General features: G+C 65.6%; 13 protein-coding genes. 11 read left to right on the top strand and 2 right to left on the bottom strand.

Features of this window, described 5'->3' with window-relative positions; translation table 11 throughout:
• Positions 1-7 precede the first annotated feature (7 nt).
• Positions 8-2,230, top strand: coding sequence for a penicillin-binding protein 1C (pbpC, locus tag B552_RS0125465; protein WP_019451888.1), 2,223 nt, complete (start codon positions 8-10; stop codon positions 2,228-2,230).
• 3 nt (positions 2,231-2,233) lie between these two features.
• On the opposite strand, the gene B552_RS0125460 is transcribed toward pbpC, so the two are convergent.
• Complete coding sequence (locus B552_RS0125460) at positions 2,234-3,163, bottom strand: LysR family transcriptional regulator (protein WP_035880343.1); 930 nt, start codon at positions 3,161-3,163, stop codon at positions 2,234-2,236.
• A 119-nt stretch (positions 3,164-3,282) separates the two neighbouring features.
• On the opposite strand from B552_RS0125460, the gene B552_RS0125455 reads away from it, so the two are divergent.
• From B552_RS0125455 to B552_RS0125445, 3 genes are all read left to right on the top strand, one after another.
• Complete coding sequence (locus B552_RS0125455) at positions 3,283-4,287, top strand: aldo/keto reductase (protein WP_035880341.1); 1,005 nt, start codon at positions 3,283-3,285, stop codon at positions 4,285-4,287.
• Positions 4,288-4,399: 112 nt separating this feature from the next.
• Complete coding sequence (locus tag B552_RS0125450; RefSeq protein ID WP_019451885.1) at positions 4,400-5,368, top strand: delta(1)-pyrroline-2-carboxylate reductase family protein; 969 nt, start codon at positions 4,400-4,402, stop codon at positions 5,366-5,368.
• Positions 5,369-5,656: 288 nt separating this feature from the next.
• Positions 5,657-6,382, top strand: coding sequence for an OmpW family outer membrane protein (locus B552_RS0125445; RefSeq protein WP_019451884.1), 726 nt, complete (start codon positions 5,657-5,659; stop codon positions 6,380-6,382).
• A gap of 90 nt (positions 6,383-6,472) precedes the next feature.
• Here B552_RS0125445 and B552_RS0125440 read toward each other — a convergent pair whose 3' ends face one another.
• Complete coding sequence (locus B552_RS0125440) at positions 6,473-6,673, bottom strand: heavy-metal-associated domain-containing protein (RefSeq protein ID WP_019451883.1); 201 nt, start codon at positions 6,671-6,673, stop codon at positions 6,473-6,475.
• Between the two features lie 177 nt (positions 6,674-6,850).
• Between B552_RS0125440 and B552_RS0125435 the strand changes: the two genes are divergently transcribed.
• From B552_RS0125435 to B552_RS0125405, 7 genes are all read left to right on the top strand, one after another.
• Positions 6,851-9,322: a heavy metal translocating P-type ATPase gene (locus tag B552_RS0125435; RefSeq protein WP_019451882.1), complete on the top strand. Its 2,472-nt coding sequence runs from the start codon at positions 6,851-6,853 to the stop codon at positions 9,320-9,322.
• Positions 9,319-9,735: a Cu(I)-responsive transcriptional regulator gene (gene cueR, locus B552_RS0125430; RefSeq protein ID WP_019451881.1), complete on the top strand. Its 417-nt coding sequence runs from the start codon at positions 9,319-9,321 to the stop codon at positions 9,733-9,735. Before B552_RS0125435 ends, cueR begins: the two co-directional genes overlap by 4 nt.
• 100 nt (positions 9,736-9,835) lie before the next feature.
• The gene (locus B552_RS0125425; RefSeq protein WP_019451880.1) at positions 9,836-10,756 is read left to right on the top strand and encodes an alpha/beta hydrolase; all 921 of its coding nucleotides are present in this window, start codon (positions 9,836-9,838) and stop codon (positions 10,754-10,756) included.
• A gap of 122 nt (positions 10,757-10,878) precedes the next feature.
• Complete coding sequence (locus tag B552_RS0125420) at positions 10,879-12,546, top strand: FAD-dependent oxidoreductase (protein ID WP_019451879.1); 1,668 nt, start codon at positions 10,879-10,881, stop codon at positions 12,544-12,546.
• A 353-nt stretch (positions 12,547-12,899) separates the two neighbouring features.
• Positions 12,900-13,673, top strand: a complete 774-nt coding sequence (locus tag B552_RS0125415) for an ABC transporter ATP-binding protein (protein ID WP_019451878.1) — start codon at positions 12,900-12,902, stop codon at positions 13,671-13,673.
• Positions 13,673-14,401 carry an ABC transporter ATP-binding protein gene (locus tag B552_RS0125410; protein ID WP_019451877.1) on the top strand — a complete coding sequence of 243 codons (729 nt, stop codon included), beginning with the start codon at positions 13,673-13,675 and terminating at the stop codon, positions 14,399-14,401. The genes B552_RS0125415 and B552_RS0125410 overlap by 1 nt, the downstream gene beginning before the upstream one ends.
• A 104-nt stretch (positions 14,402-14,505) precedes the next feature.
• Positions 14,506-15,714, top strand: coding sequence for an ABC transporter substrate-binding protein (locus B552_RS0125405; RefSeq protein ID WP_019451876.1), 1,209 nt, complete (start codon positions 14,506-14,508; stop codon positions 15,712-15,714).
• The last annotated feature ends 124 nt before the right edge of the window (positions 15,715-15,838 follow it).

The raw sequence follows: 15,838 nt of genomic DNA, 5'->3' as shown, positions 1-15,838 counted from the left end.
GTTGGTGATGAAGCGATTCCCTGTCTCGGTCACCATGGCGATCGCCACGGCGGCGCTGCTGCTGGTTGCAGGGGCCGCGCACGCCGTGCCGACGTTTCGCGAGGTACGCGACAACTGGCGCAGTGCCGATATCGCGGTTGTCGATCGTCATGGCGAAACCGTGGCGCGTGTGCGCGACGATTTCCGCGCACGGCGCGGCGACTGGGTAGCGCTGACCGACACATCGCCAGCGCTGCGTACCGCCATCGTGCTGTCGGAGGACAGGCGCTTCTATGCGCACAGCGGGGTCGACTGGCAGGGCGTGGCTGCGGCGGCGTGGGCCAATCTGTGGAACACGCGCACGCGCGGTGCGTCCACGCTGACCATGCAGCTGGCCGGGTTGCTCGACGAAGACCTGCGCGCGGGCCGTGGCCGCAGCCTGGGCCAGAAAGTGGGGCAGGCCGTCAGCGCGACGTCGCTGGAGAGAGGCTGGAGCAAGGACCAGATCCTTGAGGCGTACCTGAACCTTGTGCCGTTCCGCGGCGAACTCGTTGGACTGTCGGCAATGTCGCAGACGCTGTTCGGCAAGGTGCCGAGCGGTCTCGATGCGCGTGAGTCGGCAGTGGCGGTGGCGCTTGTGCGCGCACCCAATGCCACGGCTGCGCAAGTGTCGAAGCGCGCATGCGGCATCCTGCGCGACATGCAGCAGCCGCGCGAGTGCGATGGGCTCGACGGCTTCACGACGCTGGTGCTGGCCAGGACCGCGAGCGTGCCGGGGCCATCCGCAGCGCGCAGCGCAAACCTCGCGCCGCATCTGGCGCGCATCGTCATCGCGCAGGCGCGCGAGTCTGGCAAGCCGCTGCCGCCGCGCATTGTCTCCACGCTCGATGCCGAACTGCAGCGCGTGGCGATGAGCAGCCTCGACCGCCATCTGCGCGAGCTGGCCGGGCGTAACGTTGAAGACGGCGCGGTGGTGGTGATCGACAACGCCAGCGGCGATGTACTGGCCTATGTCGGGTCGTCGGGCGTGCTGTCGGCGGCGGCCCAGGTCGATCACGCAGCCGCGCTGCGGCAGGCCGGCTCGACGTTGAAGCCATTCCTGTATGCCGAGGCGATCGAGGAACGAAGGCTGACGGCGGCGTCGCTGCTCGACGATCGGCCCGTCAATCTGCCAACCGGCGGCGGCCTCTACATTCCGCAGAACTACGATCACCGCTACGCAGGCTGGGTCACGCTGCGCGCAGCACTGGGTTCGTCGCTGAACGTGCCGGCCGTGCGCACACTGGTGATGGTCACGCCGCATCGCTTTCACCAGCGTCTGGTTGCGCTTGGTCTGCCGCTGACGCAATCAGGTGACTACTACGGGTACAGCCTCGCGCTGGGCAGCGCCGATGTGTCGCTGCTGTCGCTGACCAATGCGTATCGCAGCTTCGCCAACCAGGGCACGTACGGTCCTTCGCGGATGACGCCGGGTGCGCCGGTGGGTTCGAAGCAGGCATCGACATTGAGCGTGATGACGCCGGCATCGGCCTACGTGATCGGTGACGTGCTGTCCGACCGGCACGCTCGCGCCCGCACGTTCGGGCTCGACAGTCCGCTGACCACGCGCTTCTGGACGGCGGTGAAGACCGGCACCAGCAAGGACATGCGCGACAACTGGTGTGTTGGCTGGTCGCAGCGTTACACGGTCGGCGTGTGGGTGGGCAATGCCAGCGGCGCGAGCATGCATGATGTGTCGGGAGTGTCGGGCGCAGCGCCGGTGTGGCACGAGGTCATGGAAGCACTGCATCGCACCACGCCAAGCGGTGCACCGGCGATGCCGCCCGGCGTGGAGCGTGTGGCGTTGACGTTCGATAACGATCTCGAACCGGCTCGGCAGGAGGTGTTCCTGAGCGGCACCGTCATGCGGCATGTCAGCGTGGGCACGGCGGGGCAGGGCAGTGGCGTGCCGGCAATCGCCAGCCCGGCTAACGGCACGATCTTCGCGCTCGATCCCGATATTCCCCCGGCTGCGCAGCGCGTCTGGTTTCAGGCCGATGGGCTGACCGGACAGACTGCGCACGCCGTGACGTGGCGCATGGACGGCAAGCCACTCGGCAAGGGCGGGCAGGTGGCCTGGCTGCCGTGGCCGGGACGGCATCGCGTGCAACTGGTCGATGCCGCAGGCAAGGTGGTGCACGAGATCGGCATCGAGGTACGCGGCGCGGGTGTGCGCGCTGTGGGTTCGCAGAAGGCTTCGCTGCGCCGGTAGGGGTCAGGGCAGCCCGTGTGCCGTCCCGCGTGTCTTCAGGAAGTCGACAAACACGCGCAGCTTCGGCGGCATCAGCGCGCGGCTCGGATAGTAGAGATAGAAGCCCGAGAACGGTGGCGTCCAGTCCTCCAGCACGGTGACCAGTGCGCCCGATGCGAGTGCGTCGGCAACATGCTGTGGAAATTCGTAGATGAGCCCCAGCCCGGCCAGCGCGGCCTGATGCAGCATCGACTTGTCGTTCGCGATCAGTGCGGCGTGCGTATCGACGGTGAACGGCCGGCCGCCGCGTGCGAACTCCCAGCGATAGACCGATCCCAGCGGGCCGAACCGGTACTGGAGGCACGCATGCCGATGCAGTTCCTGGGGCGTTTGCGGAGTACCGTTGCGGGCCAGGTAGTCGGGCGATGCGGCAACCACCATGCGCATTGGTCCCGTCACCGGGATCGCCACCATGTCCTGCTGCAGCGCCTCCCCCAGCCGCAGGCCTGCGTCGAAGCCTTCGGCAATCAGGTCGATGAAGCGCTCGTCAGTGACCAGATCGACGCAGATCGACGGGTAGGCCCGCATGAAGTCGGTCAGGATCGGGCGCAGCGCAATGACCACGGCGGAGTGGGAACTCGTCAGGCGCAGCGTGCCGACAGGTTGGTCCCGCTGCTGCCGGACGTCGTCGGCGGCGGCATGGATTTCCGCCAGCGCGGGTTCCACGCGGGCCAGCAATGCGGCCCCGGCTTCCGTCAGCCCGACGCGTCGCGTGGTTCGCTGCAGCAGCCGCACGCCGAGCCGGTCCTCAAGATGACGGATCGTCTGCGATACGGCAGAGGGACTGACGGCCAGCGCACCGGCGGCAGCGGTGAAGCTGCCCAGGCGCGCCACGCGGATGAACGCGGCCAGCGCGGGCAGGGAATCAGCGTCGATTGTGAAGTCTGGCTTCATGATGCATGCAGCGTAGCACGCTATATCCCGGTGCGCCGGCTGGCGATACTGGCGCTCGTCCGGCTGGCACTGCCGGCCGTCTTCCACTTCCGTTTCTCAGGAGCCTTCAGATGACATCGATGACCAAGACCGCTTTGCGCAAACTGGGCCGTGTTGGCCCCGAAGTGTTCCCCATCGGCCTGGGCTGCATGGGCATGAGCGAGTTCTACGGCGCGCATGACGACGCCGAATCGATCCGAACGATTCACCACGCGCTCGACCGTGGTGTGAATCTGCTTGATACGGCGGACGTCTACGGCCCGCATACGAACGAGCAGCTCGTTGGCCGGGCGCTGGCCGGCGGACGTCGCGACAAGGTAGTGCTGGCGACCAAGTTCGGCATCGTACGCGATCCGGCCAATCCAACGGCGCGCGGCGTCAGCGGGCGTCCCGAGTATGTGCGCGCGGCTTGCGATGCCAGCCTGAAGCGGCTTGGCGTCGACTATATCGACCTGTACTACCAGCACCGCATCGACCCCGAAACACCGATCGAGGAGACCGTTGGCGCGATGGCAGACCTGGTCAAGGCGGGCAAGGTGCGCTGGATTGGGCTTTCCGAGGCTGGTGTCTCGACGCTGGAACGGGCGCACGCCGTGCACCCGATCACGGCGCTGCAGACCGAGTATTCGCTGTGGACGCGCGACGTCGACGAGAACGGCATCATGGCCACGTGCGAGCGGCTGGGCATCGGCTTTGTGCCGTACAGCCCGCTAGGCCGTGGGTTCCTGACCGGCGCGATCCGTACGCCCGAGGATTTCGCGGCGGACGACTATCGGCGTACCAACCCGCGCTTCATGGGCGAGAACTTCGCGCGAAACCTGAAGCTGGTGGATGCCGTGCGCGAACTGGCGAGCGCCAAGGGTTGCACACCGGCGCAACTGGCGCTGGCGTGGGTGCTGGCGCGCGGCGAGCACGTGGTGCCGATTCCGGGCACGCGGCGCGTGGCCAACCTTGACGACAACCTTGGCGCGCTCGACGTGAAACTGACCGCACAGGACCTGGCCGGCATCGACGCGATCTTCCCGCTCGGCGCAGCGGCAGGTACGCGCTACGCGGAGGCGATGATGCAGCTTCTGTCGCGCTGAACGGGCAGGGCATCGCGGAAGAGGCGGCGATATGGGTGACGGTATAGGTGACGGTATAGGTAACGGTCTGGGCGACAATGTCGGCTTCACCGACACCCCGCCTGCGTTGCCGATGACCGCCGCTTCCGCTTCACTTGCTCTCCTCGATGCCGCCGCCACGGCGGCACGCCTGCCTTATCCGGAACTCGCCCAGGCCATCGCGGCGATGCTCTCGGAGTTGCGTAACGGTACGGCGATGGCCCCGCCGCGCATCGCGCTGCCGGTGGGCGATGCCGAACGCGGGCAGGGCACGCTGCTGGTCATGCCCGCGCGCAACAGCGACATCGTGATGACCAAGAACATCACGGTGCACCCCGACAATCCCCGGCGCGGCCTGCCCAATATCCTTGGCGAGGTGGTCGTCGCAAATGCACACACGGGCGAGCGGATCGCGCTGCTCGATGGCCCGACCGTGACGGGCCGCCGCACCGCTGCCGTGTCCCTGCTTGCCGCGCAGTCGTTCGCACCGGTGCCCGATGGCGAACTGCTGATCGTGGGCGCGGGCGTGCAGGCGCAAACCCACCTGGAAGCATTCGTGGCCGGCCTGCCCGTGCGCAAGGTCTGGCTGCACTCGCGCACGCGCGACAAGGCAGAGGCGCTTGCCGCGCACGCCGCGCAACTGGGCGTGGCGGCTACTGTGATCGACGACGTGGCGCAGGTGCTGCCACATGTGTCGATGGTGGTGACGGTGACTTCCAGTCGTACGCCGGTGCTGCCCGATCTCGATAGCGGCCTGTGGACCGATCGGCACTTCATTGCCGCCGTGGGCGCGTTCCGGCCCGAGATGTGCGAATTGCCGCCGCAGCTTTGTCACGCGGCTTCGGCCAGTGGCCGCCTGCTTGCGGACACCCTGTTCGGTATCGAGGACGAAGCCGGAGACCTGCTGCAGGCCGGTATCGACTGGCAAACCGTGCAGCCATTCGAAACCGCGATCCTGGAGGCCGACACGCTGCGTGCCCGTACCGGCAGCCCGCTGGTGTTCAAGAGCGTGGGCTACGCGCTCTGGGACCTTGCCGCCTGCGTACTCGCCAGCCAGAAGTGATGTGTCGGATGTTTCCGATGCATCCAAACGCATGTTTGAGCGGGGCCATGTGCAGCAGGAAGACCACTCAGTACCCGGGGTCTTTCATATCTGAAACTGAATCGTTGCGCGTATGCGTCGTTTTGCGGGCGTAAATCGGAAAATTGCTGCTCTCTTTTTGGGTTAACCCTGCCTTTAGGGCAATTCTTCTACCGTCCGGTATCTGGTTTGAAACAGCCCGCATGCGGTGCGCAGGATAATGCGTGCCTTGCAGTGCGATGTGAAACAAAGGACGGAGTAAGAGGAACGATGAAAACGATCTATAAGAAGATGCTGGTGGCAGGCGCCGCCATGGCACTCGCTGGTGTTGCACAGGCACAATCCGCGGGCAGCAATATGGTCAGTTTCGGCTGGATGCGCATCATGCCGACGGGCCACTCTGAATTTTTGACGATTGATTCGATCGGCGGCTTCCCGGTTGGCGCGCAGAAGCCGAATACGGGCGCGACGATCGATTCGGCCGATACGCTCGGCCTGACCTTCGCCCACTATTTCACCGACAACATCTCGGGGGAATTCGTGTTTGGGGTGCCGCCGAAGCACAACGTGAGCGGTGACCGCGGCTACGAGAAGTACGGCAAGCTGGGCGAAGTGCGCCAGTGGAGCCCGGCCATCGTGGCCAAGTGGCACTTCTTCGACGCCAAGACCAAGTTCCGCCCGTTCCTGGGCCTCGGCGTGAACTACACGTGGTTCACGAGTGAGACGGTGACCAACCAGTCGTTCGTGCAAGGCGAATTCGGCCCGGGTTCGCACATGTCCGCGAGCGCCAAGTCGTCCTGGAACCCGGTGTTCACCGCCGGTGCCAACTACGCCGTGACCGACAACTGGTTCGTCGGCTTCTCGGTGTCGTATGTGCCGGTCACCACCACGGCCAGCTTCACGACGACGCTGGCTAACGGCGCGCTGGTTCAGTCGCACACCAAGATCAAGATCGATCCGGTCGTGACGTACCTGAACGTCGGCTACCGCTTCTAAGCTTCTGAGCTTCCGAGCCTTATCGGCCTGAGCGTAAAAAAGGGCACCCGCGCGGGTGCCCTTTTTCATTGCCGTGCAGCTTAGTGCAGCTTAGCTGGCCGCCTTGACCGGGTATCCGGCGCCTTCGATGGCCTGTTGCAGCGCCTGGCGATCCACGCCCGACTCCACCTTGACCGACTGGGTCGGCACGTCGGCCGACACGCGCGCGGCGGGGTCCACCGCCTGCACGGCGCGGGTGATTGCCCCGACACAATGGTTGCAGGACATGCCTTCGACTTCGAACTGAATCATGGTGACTCCCGTGAGCATGAGTAATAGATGCAGAATCCGACTACGAACGGAATTGTGAACCTTCCCACCGTGGGAAACGCAAGTGTCGCGTGCGGCTCAGGAAAATCTTGACCTTCCAATGATGGTAAGGTCCACAGTGCAGTTGTCGCGCTCCGTCGCCCAGATCCATCGATCACGATGAACACTCCAGCCACCATCCTCAATCCGTCCGAATGGCGTCTGCCCGTCGAGGGCATGACGTGTGCTTCCTGCGTGCGCCGCGTTGAGAATGCCCTGGCCAAGGTGCCCGGTGTGAGCGAGGTTGCCGTCAACCTGGCAACGGAACTGGCCACGCTGCAAGCTGACAGTCCCGCAGCATTGAGCGCGGCTGCGCAGGCCGTGGCCGATGCGGGCTACGAGGTGCCGCGCGACGAGATCGAACTTGGCATCGCCGACATGACCTGCGCGTCATGTGTTGGCCGCGTGGAGCGTGCGCTGCGTGCCGTGCCGGGCGTGGTGGATGCACAGGTGAACCTGGCAACCGAGCGGGCAACCGTGACGGTGCTGCGCGGCGCAGCCGATGCTGAGGCGCTGGCCGATGCCGTGACACGTGCCGGATACGGCGCGGCGCCTGTGCAGGAGGCCACGGCCGCAGCGGTGGGTACGGGCGATACCCGGCCCGATTTCTGGGCGGGCCCGTGGCCGGTCGCGATATCGGCCGTGCTGTCGGTGCCGCTGGTGATGCCGATGGTGCTCGAATGGTTTGGCATCCACGCAATGCTGCCAGGCTGGGTGCAGTGGCTGCTGGCCACGCCGGTGCAGTTCGTGTTCGGCTGGCGTTTCTACAAGGCCGGCTGGAAAGCCGTGCGCGCGGGCGCCGGCAATATGGACCTGCTGGTCGCGCTTGGTACGTCGGCGGCTTATTTCCTGTCGATCTGGCAGATGGCTGGGGTGGGGGCCGACGCAGCGGATGGCATGCCGCATCTCTACTTTGAAAGTGCGGCGGTGGTCATCACGCTGGTGCGCCTGGGCAAGTGGCTTGAGACGCGCGCCAAGCGCCAGACCGCGGATGCCATTCGCGCACTCGCCGCGCTGCGTCCAGATACAGCCCAGGTGCGCCGCAACGGTGTGGAGCAGACGGTGCCGCTGGCAAGCGTCCGCGTTGGCGACGAGATCGTCGTGCGCCCCGGTGAGCGGATTCCGGTCGACGCCGAAGTCATCGAAGGCAGCAGCCATGCGGATGAGTCAATGCTGACGGGCGAATCGGTGCCGGTGCCCAAGCAACCTGGCGATCGGCTGACTGGTGGCGCCATCAACTACGAAGGGCTGCTCGTCGCGCGCACGGTGGCCGTGGGCGCAGAGACCGTGCTGGCAAAGATCATCCGCATGGTCGAGCATGCCCAGGCGGCCAAGGCGCCAATCCAGCGGCTCGTCGACCAGGTCAGCGCGGTATTCGTCCCGGTGGTGCTGGCCATCGCGCTGGCCACGCTGCTTGGCTGGGGCCTGATCACGCACGACTGGACCGTGGCACTGCTCAATGCGGTGGCCGTGCTGGTGATTGCCTGTCCATGTGCGCTGGGCCTGGCTACGCCGACCGCGATCATGGCGGGTACCGGTGCCGGTGCGCGCGCCGGTATCCTCATCAAGGATGCGGAGGCGCTGGAAGTGGCGCATCGCGTATCGGTGGTGGCGTTTGACAAGACGGGAACGCTGACCGTCGGCAAGCCCGAGGTGGTGGCGCTGCGTGCCGCCGATGGCAATGATGCCGCACTGCTAACGAAGCTTGCGGCGCTACAGGCCGGCAGCGAACATCCGCTGGCGCGTGCGGTGACGACGCTGGCTGGCGAACGGGGCATCACGGCACCGGCGGCTACCGAAGTGCGTGCGCTGCCGGGGCGCGGCATCGTTGGCGTGGTGGCGGGGCAGGCACTGCAGCTCGGTAGCGAGGCGTTGCGCGTCTCGCTTGATGCCGACGCGGGAGCCTTTCACGCCGACGCCGAGCGGCTGCGTGGCGAAGGCCGCACCGTGTCATGGCTCGTCGACACGAATCAGCATCGCGTGCTGGGGCTGGTGGCATTTGGCGATGCGCTCAAGCCGGGCGCCGCCGACGCCATCGCACGATTGCGCAAGGCCGGCATCCGCACGGTGATGCTGACTGGCGACAATGCGGGGGCGGCGGCGCGCGTGGGCAAGCAACTGGGGCTCGATGAAGTGCAGGCCGAGGTGCTGCCCGAGGACAAGGCTGCGCGCGTGACCGCACTCAAGCGAAGCGGAGAAGCCGTGGTGGCGATGGTCGGCGACGGCATCAATGACGCGCCCGCACTGGCGGCGGCCGATGTGGGCATCGCCATGTCCACCGGCACGGACGTGGCAATGCATGCGGCCGGCATCACGCTGATGCGTGGCGATCCCGCGCTGGTGGCCGATGCGCTGGCAGTGTCGCACCGCACCGTGCGCAAGATCCGCCAGAACCTGTTCTGGGCATTCATCTATAACGTGATCGGCATTCCGCTTGCGGCGGCCGGTCTGCTCAACCCGGTGGTGGCCGGTGCCGCGATGGCGTTTTCGAGCGTCAGCGTGGTCAGCAACGCGCTGCTGCTGCGGCGCTGGCATCCGCTGGCCGAGGGTAAGGGTGCAGGCAAGGGCGAAGGCAAGGGGGCAATGCCATGAATATCGGAGAAGCGGCGGAGGCCTCGGGCGTCTCCGCGAAGATGATTCGTCACTACGAGTCGATCGGGCTTGTCGACGCACCGCCGCGCAGCGAGGGCGGATACCGCAGGTACGACGAACGCTCGGTGCACACCTTGCGCTTCGTGCGGCGCGCCCGTAATCTCGGTTTCTCGCTGGACGAGATTCGCGGGCTGTTGTCGCTCTGGCATGACCGCGCGCGCGCCAGTGCCGACGTCAAGGCCCTGACGCTCAAGCATGTGGCGGACCTGGAAGTACGCATTGCAGAACTCGGCGCAATGCGCGACACGCTGCGGGCGCTGGCGGATGCATGCAGCGGCGACGACCGGCCCGATTGCCCGATCCTGTCGGACATGGCACGTGCCGGTGGCGAGGATTGCCCGGCGTGCCACTGATGGACGTATAGATGCTCATGGGTTTTCTCCCCTCTCCCACATCGCGGGAGAGGGGAGCAGATAACAACAAGCAGGTGTACCCGACGAGGAGACGTGTGGGATGAATGAACCTGTGACCGCCCCTGGCTTGCCCGGGGCGCATGAACCCGTTGCCACGGGCGCCGTGCCGACCGAGACACGCCAGCGGATGCGAGACGGCACCGAATTGCTGCTGCGCACCTGGCTGCCGGACCCGCTGCGCTTTCCTGATCCACTTGGTACGGTGCTGCTCGTGCACGGCCTGGCCGAGCACAGCGGCCGCTACGCGCATGTGGCGGCCGTGCTCTGTGCACTTGGACTTCGTGTGCGTGCCTACGACCATCGCGGGCATGGCGCCAGCGGCGGGCCGCGCATGGTGGTGCCGCATCCCGGCAGCTATCTCGACGACCTGGCCGAGATCTACGACGCTGCAGTGCGGCAATGGAACGAACTGCCTTTCGTGCTCGGGCACAGCATGGGCGGACTGATTGCCGCGCGCTTTGCCACGGCCCGTGTACGGCCGATCCGGGCACTGATTCTCTCGTCCCCCGCGCTGGCGCTGCGCCTGTCGAACACCATGCTTACGATGCATCGCGTACTGCTTGCGCTGCTACCGCATATTCGTGTGCCGAATCCCATCGACGCCCGGATGCTGTCGCACAATGCCGAGGTGGCGCGGGCCTACCGCACCGACCCGCTGGTGCAGGGGACGATCAGTGCCAGCGTGCTGGAGACGTTCATCCGTGGCATGCCCCAGGCCCTGGCCGATGCGCCGCGGCTGGAGGCGCCGATGCTGATGCTGGTGGGCGGCGCGGACCAGGTCGTCGACCCCGAGGGCAGCCGCATCTTCTTCGACAGCGCGCCGAAGGACCTGAGCACGATGGTCTGGTTCGACACCGGCTATCACGAGATCTTCAACGAGGCCGAGCCGCTGCGCAGCGAGGTGTTTGCCGCGCTGTCCGACTGGCTGCTGCGGCGTCTGGGGGCGCAGCCAAGGCCCTGACGATGGCGCCACCAAGACGCCACCAATGCGCCACCAAGGCGCCACCAAGGCGCCACCAAGACGTGCGATGATTTCCGGCAATCCAACAAGAACAGCCGGTGCCTGAAAGGGATAGCAGGGATATGGAGACATACGACTACATCATCGTGGGGGCCGGTTCGGCGGGCTGCGTGCTGGCCAATCGCCTGACGCAGGACAGCGATGTCAACGTGCTGCTGCTCGAGGCGGGTGGCAAGGACGACTACCACTGGATTCATATCCCGGTCGGGTATCTCTACTGCATCGGCAATCCGCGCACCGACTGGCTGTACCGCACGGTGGCCGAACCGGGCCTGAACGGCCGCTCGCTCGGGTATCCGCGCGGGCGTGTGCTGGGCGGATCATCGTCGATCAACGGCATGATCTACATGCGCGGCCAGCGCGAGGACTACGACGACTGGGCGCGCATCACCGGCGACGACGGCTGGCGCTGGGACAGCGTGCTGCCGCTGTTCAAACGCAGCGAGGATCACTACCGTGGCGCCAGCGAGTTTCACGGCGCCGGCGGCGAATGGCGCGTGGAGGCCCAGCGGCTGCGCTGGGAGATTCTTGAGCGCTTTATCGACGCCGCCGAGCAGGCCGGCATTCCGCGCACCGATGACTTCAACCGTGGCGATAACTTTGGCGTCGGGTATTTCGAAGTCAACCAGCGCCGCGGCATTCGCTGGAATACGTCGAAGGCGTTCCTGCGCAAGGCCTCAGAGCGGCCCAACCTGACTATCGTCACGGGCGCCCAGGTCAGCGCGCTGACGTTCGACGGTCCGGATGGCCGGCGCTGCACCGGGGTGCAGTACATTGGCGGCGGCCATGCCAGCGAGGCACGTGCGTCCGAGGAGGTGATCCTTGCCGCAGGTGCGATCGGCTCGCCGCAGTTGCTGGAGTTGTCGGGCATTGGCCAGCCTGATCGGCTGCAGGCGCTTGGTATCCGCGTGCGCCACGCGCTGCGCGGCGTTGGCGAGAACCTGCAGGATCACCTGCAGTTGCGTTCCGTGGTCAAGGTGGAAGGCGTGCGCACGCTCAACACGCGTGCGTCGCACTGGTGGGGCAAGCTCGGCATCGGCCTGCAGTACGCGTTCAACCAGAGCGGGCCGATGAGCATGGCGCCGTCGCAGCTAGGCGCATTCGCGCGCAGCGATCCGGGCCAGGCGCGCGCCAATATCGAATACCACGTGCAGCCGCTGTCACTGGACAAGTTCGGCGATCCGCTGCACAGCTTCAATGCCTTCACGGCCAGCGCGTGCAACCTGCGCCCGACGTCGCGTGGCAGCGTGCATATCGAACATGCCGATTTCCGGCGCGCACCGCTGATCGCGCCAAACTACCTGTCGACCGACGAGGACCGCAAGGTGGCCGCCGATTCGATTCGCCTGACGCGGCGCATTGTCGCGTCTCCCGCGCTGGCGCCTTACAAGCCGCAGGAACACCTGCCTGGCGCGGCATTCCAGACCGACGAGGAACTGGCCGAGGCCGCAGGCGCGATCGGCACGACGATCTTCCACCCGGTTGGCACCTGCCGCATGGGCAGTGCCGACGACGGTGACGCCGTGGTGGACAACCGGCTGCGCGTGCGTGGCATTGCGGGCCTGCGGGTGGTCGATGCCTCGGTCATGCCGCTGATCACGTCAGGCAATACGAACTCGCCGACGATCATGATCGCGGAGCGCGCCAGTGACATGATCCGCGCGGACCGCAAGGCACGAGCCGGCGGGGCGGATGTCGTCACCGTGACGCCGCCGACGGTCACCGCCTGAGTTCACACAAACCCGCAACACAAACCTTCCACGCAACATGTCGGCCGGTCTCCCGGCCGGCGTGCTGCGCAGACGTCGGTACGCTTTCGCACTTGTGTCGCAAAGGTGACACGCGGTACATGTATTACGCCTAGTGCAAACCCCGATGTTTTGCGACGCAGCAGGCGCACACAATAGTCGCCGGTATACCGGTGGCGCAGTCTTCACATCGCGCCGCGCCGCCGCGTCCTTTCGGCAGCCGCGCCGTCCCATACATATAAAGCGGCAACCATGGCGCCACGCGCGCCGCAGTTCGGACCATTGTCAGTGCCGGGCAAAATCCGGCACCGCAGCAAGAGGGCGGGCAGGAGACTATGACTCAGGAAACCATCCTGGAAACCAGGAACCTCACGAAGGAATTCAAGGGGTTCACCGCAGTAAGCGACGTCAATCTGCGCGTGCGGCGTGGGTCGATTCATGCATTGATCGGGCCGAACGGCGCGGGCAAGACCACCTGCTTCAACCTTCTCACCAAGTTCCTGGAGCCGACCACCGGCACCATCCTGTTCAACGGTGTAGACATCACGCGCGAGCAGCCCGCCCAGATTGCGCGCCGCGGCGTGATTCGTTCGTTCCAGATTTCCGCTGTGTTTCCGCACCTGACCGTGCGCGAGAACGTGCGCATCGGCCTGCAGCGCCAGCTTGGCACCGCGTTCCAGTTCTGGCGCACCGAGCGTTCGCTCGATGTGCTCAACGGGCGCGCGATGGAACTACTGGAGCAGGTGGGCCTGACCGAATTTGCCGAGACCGTCACCGTCAATCTGCCCTATGGCCGCAAGCGCGCGCTGGAGATCGCCACCACGCTGGCGATGGAGCCGGAGCTGATGCTGCTTGACGAGCCTACGCAGGGCATGGGCCACGAGGACGTGGACCGCGTGACGCAACTGATCAAGAAGGTCTCCGCCGGCCGCACGATCCTGATGGTCGAGCACAACATGAACGTGGTGTCGTCGATTGCCGACAAGATCACCGTGCTGCAGCGCGGCGCGATCCTGGCCGAAGGCCCGTATGCCGAAGTGTCGAAGGACCCGCGCGTGATGGAAGCGTACATGGGTACGGCCGACGCCGAACTGCAGGGGGCGCACTGATGAGCATGGATACCAACACCCCCGCTCTTGAAATCAAGGGCCTGCACGCCTGGTACGGCGAGTCGCACATCCTGCATGGCGTGGACCTCACCGTGAATCGCGGCGAGGTGGTCACGCTGCTGGGCCGCAACGGTGCGGGGCGCACCACCACCATGCGCGCGATCATGGGCCTGACCGGCGCGCGCAAGGGATCGATCAAGGTCAACGGACACGAGACGATCCACCTGTCGACGCACAAGATCGCGCACTACGGCATTGGCTACTGCCCCGAGGAGCGCGCAATCTTCTCGAGCCTGTCTTGCGAAGAAAACCTGATGCTGCCGCCGGTGCTCAAGGGCGCCAACGCGGGCAAGGGAATGAGCGAGGCCGAGATCTACGAGATGTTCCCGAACCTCAAGGAGCGGCGCCAGAGCCAGGGCACGCGCCTTTCGGGCGGCGAGCAGCAGATGCTGGCCGTGGGCCGCATCCTGCGCACCGGCGCAAACCTGCTGCTGCTCGACGAGATCTCGGAAGGCCTGGCGCCGGTGATCGTGCAGGCGCTGGCGCGCATGATCCTGATGCTCAAGAAGCGCGGCTACACCGTGGTGATGGTGGAGCAGAACTTCCGCTTTGCCGCGCCGCTGGCCGACCGCTTCTACGTGATGGAACACGGCGAGATCGTCGAGCGATTTGCCGCCAACGAGCTGCAGGCAAAGATGCCTGTGCTCCACGAATTGCTTGGGGTCTGATTTCGCCGCGTCACATTCGCGCAGCGAATCTCAATTCACTCGCACCACTGGTGCTGGCAGGAACGGGTGGCGTGGGTACGCCGCCGCAACTCAGGAGACAAGAAATGAAGAAGACTCGGCTGGCTGTCGCGTTGGCAGCTACTGTCCTTGGTGCGTTTGCAGGTGGCGCTTCGGCGCAGGTGTCGGGTGACGTGGTGAAGATCGGCTACATCACCGACATGTCGGGCCTGTATGCCGACATCGACGGCCCGGGCGGTCTGGAAGCAGTCAAGATGGCCATCGAGGACCACGGCGGCAAGGTGCTGGGCAAGCCGATCGAACTGGTCTCGGCCGACCACCAGAACAAGGCCGACATCGCTGCCTCGAAGGCGCGCGAATGGATGGACCAGCAGGGCCTGGACATGCTGCTGGGCGGTACCAACTCGGCCACCGGCCTGGCCATGAACAAGGTGGCGCAGGAGAAGAAGCGCGTCTACTTCAACGTGGGCGCCGGCACGGCCCGCCTGACCAACGAAGAGTGCTCGCCGTACACGGTGCACTACGCGTATGACACGGTGGCGCTGGCCAAGGGTACCGGCAGCGCGGTGGTCAAGCAGGGCGGCAAGAGCTGGTTCTTCCTGACGGCAGACTATGCATTCGGCCACTCGCTCGAAAGCGATACTGCAGCCGTGGTGAAGGCCAATGGCGGCACGGTGGTGGGCTCGGTGCGGCATCCGCTGTCCGCATCGGACTTCTCGTCGTTCCTGCTGCAGGCGCAATCGTCGAAGGCACAGATTCTGGGCCTGGCCAACGCCGGTGGCGACACGATCAACGCGATCAAGGCGGCCAAGGAATTCGGCATCACGAAGACCATGAAGATCGCCGGCCTGCTGATGTTCATCAACGATATCCACTCGCTGGGCCTGAAGACCACCGAGGGCTTGCTGATGACCGACAGCTGGTACTGGGACATGAACGACGACACGCGCAAGTTCGCGAACCGCTTCTTCAGCAAGATGAAGAAGATGCCGAGCAGCCTGCAGGCCGCCGACTACTCCGCGATCAGCACGTACCTGAAGGCCGTGGAAGCCGCCAAGACCGACGATCCGGACAAGGTCATGGCCGAGTTGAAGAAGATGAAGATCAACGACTTCTACAACAAGGGCTACATCCGCGCCGATGGCCGCAACATCCACGACATGTACCTGATGCAGGTGAAGACGCCGGCGGAATCGAAGAAGCCGTGGGACTACCTGAAGATCGTGGCGACGACCCCGGGCGACCAGGCATTCACGACGCCGGCCGAGTCGAAGTGCTCGCTGTTGAAGAAGTAAGCTGACCGTGATGGTTTGCTCCCCTCTCCCACAAGTGGGAGAGGGGTTGGGGGAGAGGGCGATGAGGTCCAGGTTGCGATCTGTCATGGATTGAACCGCTGGCCCTCTCCCCCTGCCCCTCTCC

The sequence above is a fragment of the Cupriavidus sp. BIS7 genome, from assembly GCF_000292345.1.
Classification (GTDB): domain Bacteria; phylum Pseudomonadota; class Gammaproteobacteria; order Burkholderiales; family Burkholderiaceae; genus Cupriavidus.
This window is presented reverse-complemented; position numbering and strand designations above follow the sequence as displayed.